The sequence below is a fragment of the Pseudomonas sp. Pme6b genome (genome assembly GCF_058129925.1).
Genome location: NZ_CM176704.1, coordinates 1,921,683 through 1,936,204, shown reverse-complemented (window position 1 = coordinate 1,936,204; position 14,522 = coordinate 1,921,683). Strand labels below are relative to the sequence as shown.

The 14,522-nt window shown below is 56.4% G+C and carries 14 protein-coding genes and 1 other annotated feature; of the genes, 11 read left to right on the top strand and 3 right to left on the bottom strand.

What is annotated here, in order from left to right; all coding sequences use genetic code 11:
• Position 1: 1 nt before the first annotated feature.
• The 3 genes from AC4ANE_RS08850 to AC4ANE_RS08840 are packed head-to-tail and all read left to right on the top strand — an operon-like array spanning position 2 to position 3,894.
• Complete coding sequence (locus tag AC4ANE_RS08850; protein ID WP_460408854.1) at positions 2–1,762, top strand: ParB family protein; 1,761 nt, start codon at positions 2–4, stop codon at positions 1,760–1,762.
• A 36-nt stretch (positions 1,763–1,798) separates the two neighbouring features.
• Entirely contained in the window at positions 1,799–2,536 is a 738-nt protein-coding gene (locus tag AC4ANE_RS08845) for a DUF2857 domain-containing protein (protein ID WP_005734582.1), read from the top strand.
• Complete coding sequence (locus tag AC4ANE_RS08840) at positions 2,533–3,894, top strand: STY4528 family pathogenicity island replication protein (protein ID WP_460408853.1); 1,362 nt, start codon at positions 2,533–2,535, stop codon at positions 3,892–3,894. The genes AC4ANE_RS08845 and AC4ANE_RS08840 overlap by 4 nt, the downstream gene beginning before the upstream one ends.
• Before the next feature lie 82 nt (positions 3,895–3,976).
• Here AC4ANE_RS08840 and AC4ANE_RS08835 read toward each other — a convergent pair whose 3' ends face one another.
• Positions 3,977–4,621 carry a hypothetical protein gene (locus AC4ANE_RS08835; protein ID WP_460408851.1) on the bottom strand — a complete coding sequence of 215 codons (645 nt, stop codon included), beginning with the start codon at positions 4,619–4,621 and terminating at the stop codon, positions 3,977–3,979.
• Between the two features lie 114 nt (positions 4,622–4,735).
• On the opposite strand from AC4ANE_RS08835, the gene AC4ANE_RS08830 reads away from it, so the two are divergent.
• The 5 genes from AC4ANE_RS08830 to AC4ANE_RS08810 are packed head-to-tail and all read left to right on the top strand — an operon-like array spanning position 4,736 to position 7,536.
• The gene (locus AC4ANE_RS08830) at positions 4,736–5,515 is read left to right on the top strand and encodes a PFL_4669 family integrating conjugative element protein (protein ID WP_460408850.1); all 780 of its coding nucleotides are present in this window, start codon (positions 4,736–4,738) and stop codon (positions 5,513–5,515) included.
• Between the two features lie 5 nt (positions 5,516–5,520).
• Positions 5,521–6,075, top strand: a complete 555-nt coding sequence (locus tag AC4ANE_RS08825; protein WP_460408849.1) for a DUF3158 family protein — start codon at positions 5,521–5,523, stop codon at positions 6,073–6,075.
• A gap of 5 nt (positions 6,076–6,080) precedes the next feature.
• Entirely contained in the window at positions 6,081–6,914 is an 834-nt protein-coding gene (locus AC4ANE_RS08820; RefSeq protein ID WP_005747013.1) for a phage regulatory protein, read from the top strand.
• A gap of 10 nt (positions 6,915–6,924) precedes the next feature.
• Entirely contained in the window at positions 6,925–7,389 is a 465-nt protein-coding gene (locus tag AC4ANE_RS08815; RefSeq protein ID WP_055003405.1) for a single-stranded DNA-binding protein, read from the top strand.
• Between the two features lie 9 nt (positions 7,390–7,398).
• Positions 7,399–7,536, top strand: a complete 138-nt coding sequence (locus AC4ANE_RS08810; RefSeq protein ID WP_005739996.1) for a hypothetical protein — start codon at positions 7,399–7,401, stop codon at positions 7,534–7,536.
• A gap of 234 nt (positions 7,537–7,770) precedes the next feature.
• Here AC4ANE_RS08810 and AC4ANE_RS08805 read toward each other — a convergent pair.
• A protein-coding gene (locus tag AC4ANE_RS08805; protein ID WP_095178853.1) for an IS3-like element IS51 family transposase occupies positions 7,771–8,993 on the bottom strand; the annotation gives its coding sequence in 2 pieces (ribosomal slippage) (positions 7,771–8,708 and positions 8,708–8,993; 1,224 coding nt in all).
• Positions 8,599–8,715: a sequence feature (AL1L pseudoknot), on the bottom strand. Its footprint overlaps the gene before it by 117 nt.
• 55 nt (positions 8,994–9,048) lie before the next feature.
• Here AC4ANE_RS08805 and AC4ANE_RS08800 point away from each other — a divergent pair.
• The 3 genes from AC4ANE_RS08800 to AC4ANE_RS08790 all read left to right on the top strand — a co-directional run bounded on the left by AC4ANE_RS08800 (position 9,049) and on the right by AC4ANE_RS08790 (position 13,485).
• The gene (locus tag AC4ANE_RS08800; protein WP_460408848.1) at positions 9,049–9,321 is read left to right on the top strand and encodes a hypothetical protein; all 273 of its coding nucleotides are present in this window, start codon (positions 9,049–9,051) and stop codon (positions 9,319–9,321) included.
• A gap of 643 nt (positions 9,322–9,964) precedes the next feature.
• Complete coding sequence (locus tag AC4ANE_RS08795; protein ID WP_080268041.1) at positions 9,965–11,530, top strand: PcfJ domain-containing protein; 1,566 nt, start codon at positions 9,965–9,967, stop codon at positions 11,528–11,530.
• Positions 11,531–11,532: 2 nt separating this feature from the next.
• On the top strand, positions 11,533–13,485 hold the full coding sequence (locus tag AC4ANE_RS08790; protein WP_460408847.1) for a DEAD/DEAH box helicase: 1,953 nt from the start codon (positions 11,533–11,535) through the stop codon (positions 13,483–13,485).
• 321 nt (positions 13,486–13,806) lie between these two features.
• Here AC4ANE_RS08790 and AC4ANE_RS08785 read toward each other — a convergent pair whose 3' ends face one another.
• Positions 13,807–14,490 (bottom strand): hypothetical protein, encoded by a 684-nt coding sequence (locus tag AC4ANE_RS08785; RefSeq protein ID WP_005747020.1) that lies wholly within the window; start codon positions 14,488–14,490, stop codon positions 13,807–13,809.
• Positions 14,491–14,522: the final 32 nt, after the last annotated feature.

Below are 14,522 nucleotides of genomic sequence, written 5' to 3'. Positions count from 1 at the left end.
CATGGCGAGCAAACTCACTGCCGATGAAATAACGGGCAAGTTGCTCCAGGGCTCATTTAGTCGATCAGGTCCATCCGTAGATCGACTGCCAGACCCTATTGCAGACACGCCTATGGTTTTGACCCTGGATGAGTTGTCAGCGTATGAGCATAACCCTCGCACGGTGACCAACATCAAGTACCAGGAGATCAAGGACTCCATTCGGGTCAGGGGTCTGGATCAGCCCCCCCAGGTGACACGTCGTCCGGGGGAGAAGAAGTTCATCATCCGCAACGGCGGCAATACGCGGTTGTCGATTCTGCGAGAGTTGTACAGCGAAACGGGGGACGAGCGCTTTTACAGGATCAGCGTATTGTTCCGCCCCTGGGATGGCGAGCGTGGGGAAATCATTGCCCTCACCGGTCACCTGGCCGAGAACGACCTGCGCGGTAACCTGATGTTCATCGAGCGCGCCGTGGGCATTGAAAATGCCCGAGCTATCTATGAGCAAGAAACCGGCGAGCCCATATCTCAACGGGAATTGGCAAGAAGACTGAAAGCTGACGGTTACCCGGTATCGCAGTCCCACATCAGCAAAATGCAGGAGACGATCCGTTGCCTGCTGCCGGTGATCCCCGCCGCGCTCTACTCCGGTTTGGGCAAGCATCAGGTCGAACGGCTGCTGGCCCTTCGTAAAGCCGCCGCTCAGACGTGGCAGACGCACACCGAAGGGAAACCGAACGTCACCGACTTCGAGGTCTTGTTCCAGGACGTGCTGTCAATGTTCGATGGCGATGCCAGCGAATTCGTCTGTGAACGTGTTCAGGATGAACTGATCAGCCATATGAAGGAAGGTACGGGCAGGACGTATGAGCAGGTCCTGCTGAACGTCAACGAAAACCTGACGATGGCGCGTCGTTCATCGGTCATTGAAACGCCGCTGCGATTACCACCCACACCGCAGGTGCAGCCCGAAGCCGAGTCCGAATCTGATGCGTACCTGCTCCAAGATGACTCGGAACAAAAAACGCTGCAATCGGAATCACTGCCCCAGTCACCTGGCACGCAGGTGACTGAAAAAAGCACGCTGCCTGCACCGCCAGAGTCTGCCCTGAAAACCGACAAGCCTTTGCCGCCGCCACTCTCTGAAGAAGAGCGTATCGCGCGGCTGGAAGCCCATGTCGTCACACCGGTCTCGACTACCGACCGCGTCTTTGAGATCAAGCGCCAGGTTGCTGCGCTGGATGGCGAGGAACTGCCGGACTTCAAAGCCAACGCCTTGGTGTCGATTCCCGTGCAAGCCGGGGGCCTGCACCCGATATCGGATGTCTGGTACATCGAACGCATCATGGACCAGCCCGACCAATTGCGTCAGGTCATCGCTCAGCTTGCTCACGAAATCGCCACAACCGCTGGGCTGAACCGCGACACCGTGGCACGAGTACCTGGAGGTCTGGGCTTTATATGTCACGAGCCGCCGATGGACCTGGAACTCACAGAACTGGCCAACAACACCCTGACCCTGCTCCAGGCCATCAGCGGGGTCTACGCCATCGCCCTGAACCGGCAGACACCCGAGGCTCCCCTGAATGTGACGGAGTTTCAATTCACGGCAGCGCTGGGCCAGTTGCTAATCGGCAGCCCCAGGTATGAAGACCGGGAGGCCGTGTTGGCGGGCCGTCTGGACGATGCCTGCATCGTCAAGCTTTTCCGGCTGATCCGGTTAGGCCGCCGGCTGGTCGAGCTGGAAGCGATGAACGTTGATGGGCAATACACCTCGTGAGGTTTTATCGCGGCGTTCTGCGACAGGAGTTTGAACATGTCAAAACGACATAATCCACTGAATGAAGCCATGGTCGCCCAGATTCTGCATCACCTGCGCAACGGTGAGGTGAAGCGCTGCATCGACATGGGCCTGGACCCGGAAATTCTGGTACTGCTCCAGCAGCCTTCCTCTCAGAGCGTGCTGTTGAACTCCAACGTCATCTGGTGCCAGGTGGCGATTGATCCGGACATGGTCAAGCGCCTGCTCTCCAACAAAGAGCGGACCGACGAAGAGATCCGCATCGTGCAGCGCGCGCTTCGTCTGGGTGCCACCACACCGATGCTTCAGCAGTTCTTCGGCATGTCGCCGCAAGAAGTCTCTCTGCAGCGAGTTCTGGTCGGCGTACCTGGCAAGCCCGGTCGCTTTCGCGATCTGCCCGATGACACGCCGTTATGGCACCGGTTCGTCCAGTTGATGGCTGATCTCAACGTCGATCACACTGACGGCGTCGCCTTGCTCGACGTTGCCATGTTACTGACAGAAGAAATCAACATTCCGGCTGAAGAGCAGGATAGTCACTCGCCCGAACCGATTACGCTGGGCCTGGTGTGGAACAAGATTCAGCAATGGCTGGCTCAGGACCTCTACCCTCCGGGGAAAAACCGTAAATCCGCCAGCCTCGTTCTGATGAGCGAATCCCGACGACTGACCAAAGCCAACCCGAAAGGCAGGGCTCCCGAACGTGGCCTAGAAGAAAGCGCCGCTGGCAAGGTAGAAGGCGAACGGATGTGACGAAGATGAACCGGCGCCCTCCCCTGGCAGTCGCCATCAATGCTGCGGCTGGAACACTGCAAAACCACTTGCTGCTCCAGCAGATGAAATTGGCTCAACAGCAGAATGCTGGCTCAGGTTCCACACCCAGTGACACTGAATCAGTCCGCGACGAGCCGTATGCAGGCGTCGTCTTCAGTGGCAATCCACACGAAACGGTGCCGCGTGGCCTGCTACTTGATGATCGTCTCTCACCGCTTGATCGCAATGCCTGGCAAGTCTTCAGGCTGCTGATCAACGGTGATGGCGTCACAGCTTTTCCGAGCTATGAAAAGCTACGTCCGTACCTCGGCTCGTCGCCAGGTAAATCGGCCTCCAAAGAAACCGTGGCCAAGGCGTTGACCGTCCTGAGGCTGACGCGCTGGCTCAGCCTTGGACAACGGGTACGTGACTCGGTCAGCGGTCGGGTGCAAGGCAACGTCTACATCCTGCACGATGAACCGGTGGGATGTGCCGAGGCGATGGAAATCGACCACAACTATATGCAACTCGTCGGCCAGGCGCTTGAACATGCCAACAAAGCCGTCAGGCTCGTCGCAAACCATGCATTCAAAGAGTTTGCAGCCGCGACAAGCACGATGCCTTCACGACTCGAAGTCATCGAGCAGAGATGGCAGCAGCAGGGATGGCATGACGCACCGCAAGCCATCGAACACTCACAGGATGGCCCTGAGTTCGGAATCCGAACCAAGGGCTCAGACGAGTCAGATTCACTGAGTTCGGATTCCGAACTCAGTGAAAAAAGCCCGGGAGCGAATTTAAAAACACCGGGTTCGGAATCCGAACTCAGTCTGAATTCGGCCTCTTTCGGCTTGGTTCGGATTCCGAACTCATATAGTACGTATACCAATACAAATACATCTGTATGTAAAAGCTTTGTACCGCGCGAAGCTCAGGAAAGTGCGCCGGATCTGCCCTCCGGGTTTGAGAGGTTCACACAGGATCAACGTGACAAGGCCATGATCGCCTTGCAGCGCGTAGAACCTGGGTTGCGAACACCGCTGCTCGATCAGTGGCAACATCGGTGCAAGAGCGGATCGGTGAAGAACCCGTTTGGCTACCTGCTGAGCTGCACGCAGAAGGCACTGAGTGGTGAATTCAATGCCCAGTGGCAGGCCCCCTCAGCGGCCACCCAGCAGCCACAGGTGGCTGCCAGTCACTCAAGATCACCGACCGCCCAGCCACCCGCTCCCACTCAGGTTCCCCATCCCCCTGTCACGAGGGCTTCGCCTCGAGAACGAGATGCGTCGTCACTGGCAACCGGACGCGATGCCATGTCGAGCATCAAGCAGATGGTTCGGCCGAGGACTCAGGGTTGAAAATGCTTGATGATTGCTCCGTTGGGGACGCCCAGCCACATCTGGATCTGGGTGATTTCCCAGGAATCACTTCAAGCACCGATCAGGGTGATGCCCCGGGCATCACTTCGAACGCCGAGCTGGGTGATGCCACTGGCATCACTACGAAACCCGATCTGGGTGATTCCACGGGAATCACTCCGAGCACCGATCCAGGTGATTCCCCGGGAATCACTTCGAACACCGATCCAGGTGATTCCCCGGGAATCACTTCGAACACCGATCCAGGTGATTCCCCGGGAATCACTTCGAACACCGATCTGGGTGATTCCCCGGGAATCACTTCGAGCACCGATCCAGGTGATTCCCCGGGCATCGCTTCGAGCACCGATCCAGGTGATTCCCCGGGAATCACTTCGAGCATCCAGCCAGGTGATTCCCCGGGAATCACTCCAAGCACCGACCAGGGTGATGCCCCGGGAATCACTCCGAGCACCGATCTGGGTGATTCCCCGGGAACCACTTCGAACACCGATCCAGGTGATTCCCCGGGCATCGCTTCGAGCACCGATCCAGGTGATTCCCCGGGCATCGCTTCGAGCACCGATCCAGGTGATTCCCCGGGAATCACTTCGAACACCGATCTAGGTGATTCCCCGGGAATCACTCCAAGCACCGACCAGGGTGATGCCCCGGGAATCACTTCGAGCATCCAGCCAGGTGATTCCCCGGGAATCACTTCAAACACGGATATTGAGAAACCCCAATCGATCAAGAAACGGTTTGTTACTGACCAGAGCCAGCACGCGCGGGCAATCTTGCCTCTCTCCATCAATCCGCTCATATAAAGGAAGCGCTCAGCATGGCTGACAACTTTCAGCTCAACCTCGGTTCACTGCGAAGCAGCGTCAATCTGACCCTGCACACCCACCACGCCTCAAGGCTCTGGTTTGGTCGTCAACGCACCGAAGGCAAGCCCGGGATGATCGGCCTGAGTGGCTTTGCCAACATCCTCAATCGCATCAAACGTGGCTGCGAACAGGACGATCCTTATTCGGACTGGTTCCTCCTTCTTATAGAAGAAAAGATCGACACCGCCGAACAGGAAATGAAGGACATCGATAACAGGCTGGATGAAGTCATGGCTGCACTGCCCGCCATGCTGTCCATTGGCGAGAACCTGTCCGTGCAGCCCGTGACACTCCCGTTGTATCTGTCGACGCCTTTGGCCTTCAAAGCGGTGTATCTGCTGACCGCCTACGACGAACTGGTGCGCCGTATTCTGCTGGCCAGCCATGTCGGTTTGATCGACAACAATGCCAAGGGCCAGTGGCTGGATGAAGGTGCTGCGATCCTGAGACGCCTCTTCGGCCTGAGTCAGCGTTACAAATTCTCGGGCGCTAGCCGGGGAGACTTTGCAGCCAAGAACGCACGCGCCGAGCAAGCGCGCGAAATGTATGCACCATTTGGCGAAATCCCCCAGGACATCCTGGAGGGCGTCCGACGTTCCAAGTTTGCTCCAACTCTGGCCACCGCATCAAACAGCCCAGCGGACGTAGACGACCGTGAAGACAGTTTCGACGAGGCAATGACACTGGGCCAGTCTGACCACGAACAGCCTGGTCCAGAGTCCGAAGAGTGAGCGGCGTGAAACAGCAGGCGGCTAACGGGAAAAAACTGCAACAGGGCGCCTTCCAGCCTCTGCAACAGGATGCCTTCAGCACCCTGCAACACGCGCCCTTCCTAAAAGGCCTTTTAAAACCTTTTAAAGGTAAGGGGGGGATGCTCCAGTTGACCGAGCTGTGCCGTTCCCTTGAAGACGATTTGAACGCGCTGGCCGAAGATCAAATGCTGGCCCAGGCGAACAGACATCCCTACACCCTTCTACCGGTTCGGATGGTTCGGCAACGCACAAGCGCCGGCACCGTTTTTCTCCGCTGGCAGGAAATGGGGACACGGCAGATGGGCGTCAATGTTTGGTCCAGCTTACTGACCGATCCCAGAACCCCCGAATCACTGCTCCAGGATCTGCACGCCATGGAACAGCAGCGCATTGCTTTGAACATGCAGATCAGTCTGATTCATAGCATCGGTCGCCAGGCTGCCGAATGCGCCGAGAAGATGGCCCAGGCTGATGCCGTTTACGCAGAACGGCTGCAACAGATCAACCAATCCCGCGTCGCCAATGTCTCTCAGGAGTAACTGCAATGGCTGAATCAATCGTCACTTCTTCCAACGCTAACGCGACTTCCGAAGTCAGCATCGAACTGGTCAAGGGCCAGCCCATGACGACCAGCGTCGATATCGCATCGCACTTTGGGAAGCTGCATAAGAATGTAATCAAGGCCATCAAAGCCCTTGATTGTACGGACTCTTTTCATAAGCTCAATTTTGAGCCCATACAAATTGACGTTGATTTAGGTATGGGTAGAACGCGTAAAGACCCAGCATTCCGCATTACCCGCGATGGCTTTACTTTTCTGTGCATGGGGTTCACCGGCAAGGAAGCTGCACGCTGGAAGGAGGCCTACATTAACGCCTTCAATCAGATGGAGCTGGCCCTCAAAGCCCAGCCCGTGGAAGTCGACAACAAAGCGGTGCTCGCTTTCGCCCTCAAGACACTCGAACTCATGCGCGGCCAATCGCAAGGTCGTCCTCCTCGGCCCAATAGCGAGCAGGTGGTCCAGACCTACCTCGATATCCAGTCGCTGGATCAGGCCACCGCTGAACAGATCAAGCTGGCGTTGATCTTCGTCCAGGGTCAAATCATCGGCGAGGGGTCTGCCGCCGTGAACCTGCCCAATGTCGCGGGCTCCTCCATCGCCAAGGATTTGCTCTATGGCCTGCTGCGCTCGGCACACGATGCGGAACTGATGTTTAACGCGTTGTACGACAAGGGGGTCGAGGCACTGGCCAGCGACGCCTTCAAAAACCACATGACCGGCAAGCTCGCCGACACCTCACGCCAGGCCCGCGAGTTGCTCGGCTACGTCGCCAGTCACGCAGCACGCACGCCATTTGCTCCAAAATTCACACACTGAGGGATACACCATGGGTACATCAGTAGATTGGGAAGGCAACATCGGATCTGCTCCAGAATTCAAGGAGTTTGCCAATGGCAACAAGGATCCGCGCCGCTTGCTACGGCTGAACGTCTACTTCGACAACTCAATCCCTAAAAGCGATGGCACAGGCTTTGAGGACCGTGGAGGGTTCTGGGCCAATGTCGAGTTTTGGCATAAAGACGCAGAGCACTATGCCAACCTTTATCAGAAAGGCATGAGGGTGTTGATCCAAGGGCGAGCGATCATTGATAACTGGACCAAGGACGGGAAGGAGTTCTCTGCGTTGAAAGTGCAGGCATCGCGGGTCGCAATCCTTCCTCACAGGGTTGAAGCAGTGCAATTGGCACCTTCCCAGTCATACAACCAGCCGCAAAGCGATCAACAGCATACCGATCAGAGTTCAACTCAAAACAATGCAGCTCCGGATTTCGACGACGATATTCCCGTGTAGATGACCGGAGTGAAAAACCGCGCCTTCTGCGTGAGGCTGCTGGTGGAAATGAAGCTGCTCAGCGTCGTTCTTCACCAGCAGGCAGCTCTTTCTGAACTGTTTATTCGCCAGAGCAAAAAAACGCCCTTTACGTGGATCAGTTGGTGAAAGAAATCTGCACATCGGCGAACCCACGCCACGATGAATCTCTTACGGGTCGAATCTCATGAATCTCAGAAACTTTGTAACCTATGTCATCCGCATGCCAGACAACACCGCATCAAGAACCGCCCTGACTGCCAAATTGAATGATGCCCACAAACTAAATCCGTTTTCTGGAGAAATGAACAATGACAAATGAAATGAACCGCCCCGGGTTTCTCGGAGACCCTTTTGTTTGAGTCATGCCACCTGGGCAGACTCGGTGAGTTGCTGATAATAGATTGCTTCTGCTTCGACCGGTGGAATATGACCGATTGGCTCCAGCAGGCGGCGGTGATTGAACCAGTCCACCCATTTCAGGGTTTCCAGCTCCACCGCCCCCCGTGTGGGCCAAGAGCGTCGATGAATCACTTCAGCCTTGTAAAGACCATTGATGGTCTCAGCCAAAGCATTGTCGTAAGAGTCACCGACACTCCCGACCGATGGCTCAATACCGGCTTCGACAAGACGCTCGGTATAGCGAATGGACACGTACTGCACGCCACGGTCACTGTGGTGAATGAGTCCACCCTGCTTGACTGGGCGACGGGCGTAAAGGGCTTGCTCCAGTGCATCGAGTACAAAATCGGTACGCGCTGAACTGGACACCTTCCAACCGACGATGAATCGGGCAAAGACATCAATGATGAAGGCCACGTAAACAAAACCCTGCCAGGTACTGACGTAGGTAAAGTCCGATACCCATAGGGCGTTCGGGCACTCAGCCACAAACTGACGGTTGACATGATCCTGCGGGCACGGCCTGGCTTGGTCGCTGACCGTCGTCTTGACGGGCTTGCCGCGTACCACGCCTTGCAGGCCCAGCTCTCCCATCAGACGTTGCACCGTACAGCGGGCGACTTGCAGTCCGTCACGCAGCAATTGTCGCCAGACCTTGCGCACGCCATATACCTGGAAGTGCTCATCCCAGACTCGCTGGATGTGCTCACCCAGTTCCTGGTCACGCTGCGCACGCGCTGACTGCTGGCTGGGGTCAGCCTGCTGAGCAGCGTACCGGTAGTACGTCGACGGGGCGATTGGCAACACCTTGCAAATCGGCTCGACCCCGTAAGACTGGCGGTTTTCATCAATAAACGTCTTCATCGTTTGAATGGGCGGTCGAGCTCCGCCTGGGCAAAATAGGCTGAGGCCTTACGCAAGATCTCGTTAGCTTGACGCAACTGACGGTTCTCACGCTCCAAGAGCTTGACTCGCTCACGTTCGACTGTGCTCAGCCCATCACGCTGGCCGCTGTTGCGCTCAGATTGGCGAACCCACAGCCGTAATGTCTCGGGCGTGCAGCCGATCTTGGGGGCAATGGCACTGATGGTGGCCCACTGCGACTCGTACTCAGGAAGGTGTTCGAAAACCATCCTGATGGCCCGCTCACGGACCTCTGGGGAATACTTCGGTAGTTTTTTCATCGCTCCATCCTCTCAAAGGTTGGAGTCTCCGAGAAACCCGGGGCGGTTCAAAATCGTGAAAACTGAAACGTTGCCAAGCATCGTCGAACTGCAGTACAAGGTTGCCCTACAAGCGCCTGACGTCAGGGCCGCGCTTTTCGATTGCGAGGGAGCGCAGGCACGGCGGGACAGCATTAGCCGCAAGCTATGTAGCGGGTCTACTGCTGTGACGGTGCGCGATCTGGAGCGTTGGGAGAAAGCACTTTCCGACGCCAAGAAAGTCTTGATGCAGATTGCGCCCATTTTGGAACGGCACCCGATTTGCGCTTCTGTGGTTGCCTACAGCTAAATCCGGATACCCGAAAAATCGCCTCGTTCGTGAAGTCCTGGATGTCTTCGATCTCCACCACGGGAATCCTCAGTTCTGAGAACAGCCCCTACAGCGACGCATGAGACTTTGGATCGGCGTCGTTTCAACAACCCTCACCATGCCGTGATGCGCGCCGGTGCTGAAAGGGCTTTGCCCAGGAGCAACAGCAACGCTTGGATTTCTGACTCAGAGCGATTAACCCACTCCACCCACGTTTACGGTTACGTATGGCGAGCGCAGATCAGGTCTAGGACAGTGCTGGCTCAAGTCACTTTGAGCTCATTGATTCATGACCGCCGAGCCTATTTGCAAACCAAGTTTCGTCCAGACTCTTCTCGATATTGCAAAATTCCCAGAGCGTCATCGTGCTGTTGCTAACACTTGGGCTGATCATTTCGGCGTACCACCGGAGCGACGTGACGAGTTCATTCTGCACTACCTGACTCACACTTCGTCGACACGGTGCTGGTGCGTTTCACTCCATAACGACGACCAGGTCGCACGGCCAACTGTGGCGCGATTCGGCAGACAGCTCCAATACTTCGATGGCCAGCTGATTTCCGCTGTGCGCTTTGATGAAAAGCGAAAAGTCCCAGTGCACGCACCCACAACGAGTCGAGCGTTGAAGCTGGTTCATCAGTTGATTACTCATGGGGGTGCGCAAGCACTTCTGACGTCGTTCAGCAAACACGCACGGGACCTGGCACTGCACGAGTCGCAGCTCAGTATCAAACCGCTCATGAAACTGGATTTCTTGGCGGCCAGCGAAGAAGGCCGAAACAAGCGCTTTTACGGTCCACGTAACCGGTTTTACCTCACCTGCATCGGTGCCACGCTGAAGAGGTTTTGTCAGAGTCTGGATCAAGAGCTTTTACACGCCGTACGTTCGGTACAGTGCCCGTCAGCCCAACTGTATAACTGGCTGGCTCAGGGGGATCGCACGCGTCGGCTCCAAGCCTTGAAAGCGCAACCCGTCCTCATTCCAGTGCTGGTCATTGGCCATGCACTTCCTTGGCCACACCTTGCAGACAGCGGCATTCTTGAACAGTGCCCATGGAAAGACCTGCAGGAGTACTGCGGCTCTTGGGATGATGATTGCACCAGAGATGGAGCAGGCTTGGTGGGGCACGCAGCCGATACCGGCCTGCCTTTGAACAAGGTGCTGGCGTGGCTGTTTTCCACCCCCATCTCCGCGATCCGCTATCTGGGTCAGCAGCGGGTGTACGACACCGGCAGTGCGTTGAGCCGCTTGAATGCTGAGGGGCTCGAGGCCGGATGGGGCGATTTGATTGCAGGTGCCCGTTTAGGTAACCGTCGCCCGAGCACCAAAGCTCAATGGCGCTCGTTCTATACATTTAGGTCGGCAATCCCGTGGTCATTGCTTCGAGCATTGCCTGACATGAACGCTCTTTTGGCGGGTTGCCCAACCGACTGGGCGGACCCTGCCTGGTCGAACATCACGACCAAGCTGGTCGATCTCAGAGAGCTGTTCTCCAGCCTCGACAGGGCTGGCAGTCGCGCGGCGTTAAACACCAAGAACCGTCTGAACGCGTTTGTGGGCGGCTTGAGCTTTCGTCAGATATCAAATCTGACCGATGCGTTCCACAGCGAACTCGAAGCGATCAGGGCCAGGCTGGAGAAGGCTATCCCCCCTGAGCCATCAGATGCCTTCACTCGCTGGCCGGGGCTGATGCTCAACACCGACACCATCACCTGCTGTGAAACAGGCCTACACATCGTCGAACTACGCTGCGCTGACGACTTGGACCGGGAGCACCGTGCTCTGGGTCACTGCATCGACACCTACGACTATCATGCATTTTTAGGTAACTGCCGACTCCTGTCGATCCGTTCTAACGGGATCCCGCTGGCATCGGTCGAACTCGCGCTCAGGGCCCATGGTCATGAGCACAAGACGGGGCAATCGGGCAAATGGACTCTCAGGCATCTGCACGTCGTTCAAATCAGAGGCCACCACAACGAAACCCCGGACACCCTCTCGCCGGTGATGAAAGCGTTCGAGAGGTTCATCGCAGAAGTCAGGAACGGTCGTATTCCGGTGAACCTGGACTGGCCCAACCTGGTAGCGAAAATGGATCGGTATGCCGACAAGACCTCAATCTACAACATCCGTTTCGCAGAAGAGGTTATCGGGTGGGCCGAGCGGCTCATGGACAGAGGGCTCTGATCGTGGCCTCGCCCAACCTGATGAACAAGCGACCGGTCCTTTTGCGCAAAGCCATTTACGACGGCTATGACTTCGGACTATCCCTGAGTTATGTCGAAGGTGCCAGCAAGCTGTTGTTACGCCGGGGTGGCTTTTTCATACGCCGGTCTGATCACCCGCTAAATCAGTTCTGGCGCGTGCCCAAGGTCAAGCTGCTCGATGACCTCGATGTGCTGTATCGGGAACTGGCGGAGCTCGCGAATGGGAAACACATCGAAAGCTGGCAAGCCTTCCGGGACAGGATCACCTCTGCCCAGTCCGACCTGCACCGTGACGCATTCACTTGGGGGATGAAGCTTCGGCTCGCGCCGTTGGCGGAAGGTGGCGTGATCCTGTCAGGGGATTTTCATCCGGGTGCTGTCGCCATCGCCAAGCGCATGCGCGGAGTATACCTCTCGGCGGGCAAAGCCTGGCGGGTCCAAGGCACCGCGGAGTTGGTCCGAAGCAACCTGATCCTGGAGCTGGGCCTGGCTGAGGATCAGTTCGAGATTCTGGATACCTTGCAAGAACTGCTTGCCGACGGGTCTGTTTCTCCGGTGCGTGAAGTCACCAGCATCAGTTTGGGGGGGTACTCCCCGGAGCCGACGAAGTCCGAGGAGGAGGTTTCAGATTCAGGTATCTATTTGGCGTCGGTGCCCTCGATCAAAAACACCGAACTCACGAATGCAGAGATCGACAAGGCGCTCAAGTCTTTTTCTCTCATGGATCACCAGCCTGCTGGTATTCGTCATTTGCTACAGCGCACCAGCGCACTGCTGGCCGATGACATGGGGCTGGGGAAAACTCGCCAGGCGGTGATTGCCGCCGGTATCCGCGCACAGGGCAAACCCGTTCTGGTGATCGTGCTCAACAGCCTGATCATCAACTGGCAGCGCGAAATCCTGATGGTGTTTCCAGAGGCTCAGATTGCCCTGCAAACCTTCGATGCGCAGGCGAGCTGGATCATAGTCAACTACGAACGTCTGGGCGACTTCGTCAAACACGCAAGCTCGTTTGCAGTGATGGTCATCGATGAGGCTCACCGGCTCAAGGAACCCACTGCTGCATGGACACGCCACGGTTTCGATATAGCCGCTCAGGTACAAAACCGCTACCTGTTGACGGGCACGCCTGTGCTCAATCGAGAAGCCGAGCTGCACACACTGCTCAGGCTTTCGGGCCACCCAATCGGTCAACTGCCCCTCAATGAATTCTGCGAGCGATTCGCCGGCAGTCCTGAGTTTCGCAAGACGCTTCGTGCCGAGATTGCTGACTGGATGCTTCGCCGCCGTAAGGACGTGCTGCCCAACCTGCAAGGCAAGCAAAGGCAGACTGTGCCCGTGATCCTGAGCCAGGTTGAGCGTGACGAGTACAACCAGATCATGCGCAGCGATACGCATCGTTTTGCGCGACTGGGCGCACTGCGCCAACTGCTCGAGCGCGTGAAAGTCCGGATCGTGGCGGACCTGATGGCCGAGCTGGACGTCGACGACAAGGTGATCCTCTTCTGCGAGTATCAGGAATCCGTGGCCAGTTTGCGTGAGCACTGTCTTGCAATGGGCGTCGGGTGCGTGACGTTGGTGGGCAGCGACTCGCCCAAGAAGCGGCAGAAGGCTATTGATGCTTTCCAGCAGGATCCGGACTGCAGGGTATTCATCGGGACCAGGTCGGCCGCCGGCACAGGTTACAACCTGACTGCGGCCAACTATGTCTTTTTCCTGGGACTGCCCTGGACGCCGGGGCTGCAGGACCAGGCTGAGGATCGAGCGTATCGCAATGGGCAACTGCGCATGGTGGTAGTCAAAATTCCTCTAGCTGAAGACACCATCGATCAGCAGCTGTGGCAGATGCTCATGGACAAACGCGCACTGGCCAGTGATCTGATCGATCCAGAAGCGGAGGAGTCGAGCAAGAAAGCGCTTGCTGAGATCCTTTGATCGGTTGCAGCAGAATGAAATTCAAGTACTAGGCGCGCATGCTCGCGCGTAGCCATGCCTGTTGGAAGTAAAGATTCAACCGCAAAAACGAAGTTTCATCCTGTGAGGAATATTAACTATGAGTCAATCGATCGATACGGTTCGTGCAGTCGCTGCTAAGTGGAGAGCAGGCAATCCTGGCCCTGACCGTCGTGTGGGTTTCGTGCTCGCCTGGCAGGTTGATGGCAAACCTTCGAAGCCTAGCAAATGGCAGACCGACATACGCTCCAAAAGCCTTAGCGATTTTGTCCGAATTCTTTAGCCTCCCCTTCTAGGCCAAATTCAAGGCCTGGCTTGGAGGACTTGTCTAACTGATTGTGTATCATCCATCCATTTGGATGTATGTTTACAGCGATATTCGACTAGCCTCAGAATATTCGAGTAATCTTGGGCAAGATGGCGAGCAAAGATGGGTTCGTGGTGTGCAATTCGGTTGCGCAGCTTGCGAATCGATTCAAGTGACTTATGAATTTTGGATCTGATTTCGTGGTTAGGCATGCTGGCGGGCGCATTCGGGAAGACAGTTTTGAGATGATTGGCCCATAAACCATGATCGTACCTGGCCGTAAACATGGATTGCCAGAATGCAAAGCTCATTTCCGCAATGGCTTTGTCAGTTGACGGAGTATCTGCGCCTGCCAGGTCCTCAGCTTTTCTGCAGGCGGCAAGGACGGCAGTGCGTGGCTTGAACGCACTCGGGCTGCTTGGGTTTGGAAGGCTGAGAAAAAAACCGTTGTTCCAAGGCCATTGAGGCCCATACGTTGCCGTGAGCACCTCAGCAACTGCGTTACGGACAAGAACCTCACAAAAGTGCAGTGGGTACATGAATGCAGCGGCGGCTTGGGCATTCCAAGCGTAGAGAGCGATCCCTGCGCTGAGAGGTGAGGGATTGGTGGAGTTCACGGATAGATATGTACCCATCCTGGGAAATGAAAGCGCTGCCTGTCTGGCAATGTCTGGTGACATGGGGTCGGTTCTCTGTTGACGAGCACGCTATT

What these genes read in the sequence shown, in the direction of transcription:
- AC4ANE_RS08850 (WP_460408854.1), top strand. Translation starts at nt 2, where the DNA reads ATGGCGAGCAAACTCACTGCCGATGAAATAACGGGCAAGTTGCTCCAG.
- AC4ANE_RS08845 (WP_005734582.1), top strand. Translation starts at nt 1,799, where the DNA reads ATGTCAAAACGACATAATCCACTGAATGAAGCCATGGTCGCCCAGATT.
- AC4ANE_RS08830 (WP_460408850.1), top strand. Translation starts at nt 4,736, where the DNA reads ATGGCTGACAACTTTCAGCTCAACCTCGGTTCACTGCGAAGCAGCGTC.
- AC4ANE_RS08820 (WP_005747013.1), top strand. Translation starts at nt 6,081, where the DNA reads ATGGCTGAATCAATCGTCACTTCTTCCAACGCTAACGCGACTTCCGAA.
- AC4ANE_RS08815 (WP_055003405.1), top strand. Translation starts at nt 6,925, where the DNA reads ATGGGTACATCAGTAGATTGGGAAGGCAACATCGGATCTGCTCCAGAA.
- AC4ANE_RS08785 (WP_005747020.1), bottom strand. Translation starts at nt 14,490, where the DNA reads ATGTCACCAGACATTGCCAGACAGGCAGCGCTTTCATTTCCCAGGATG.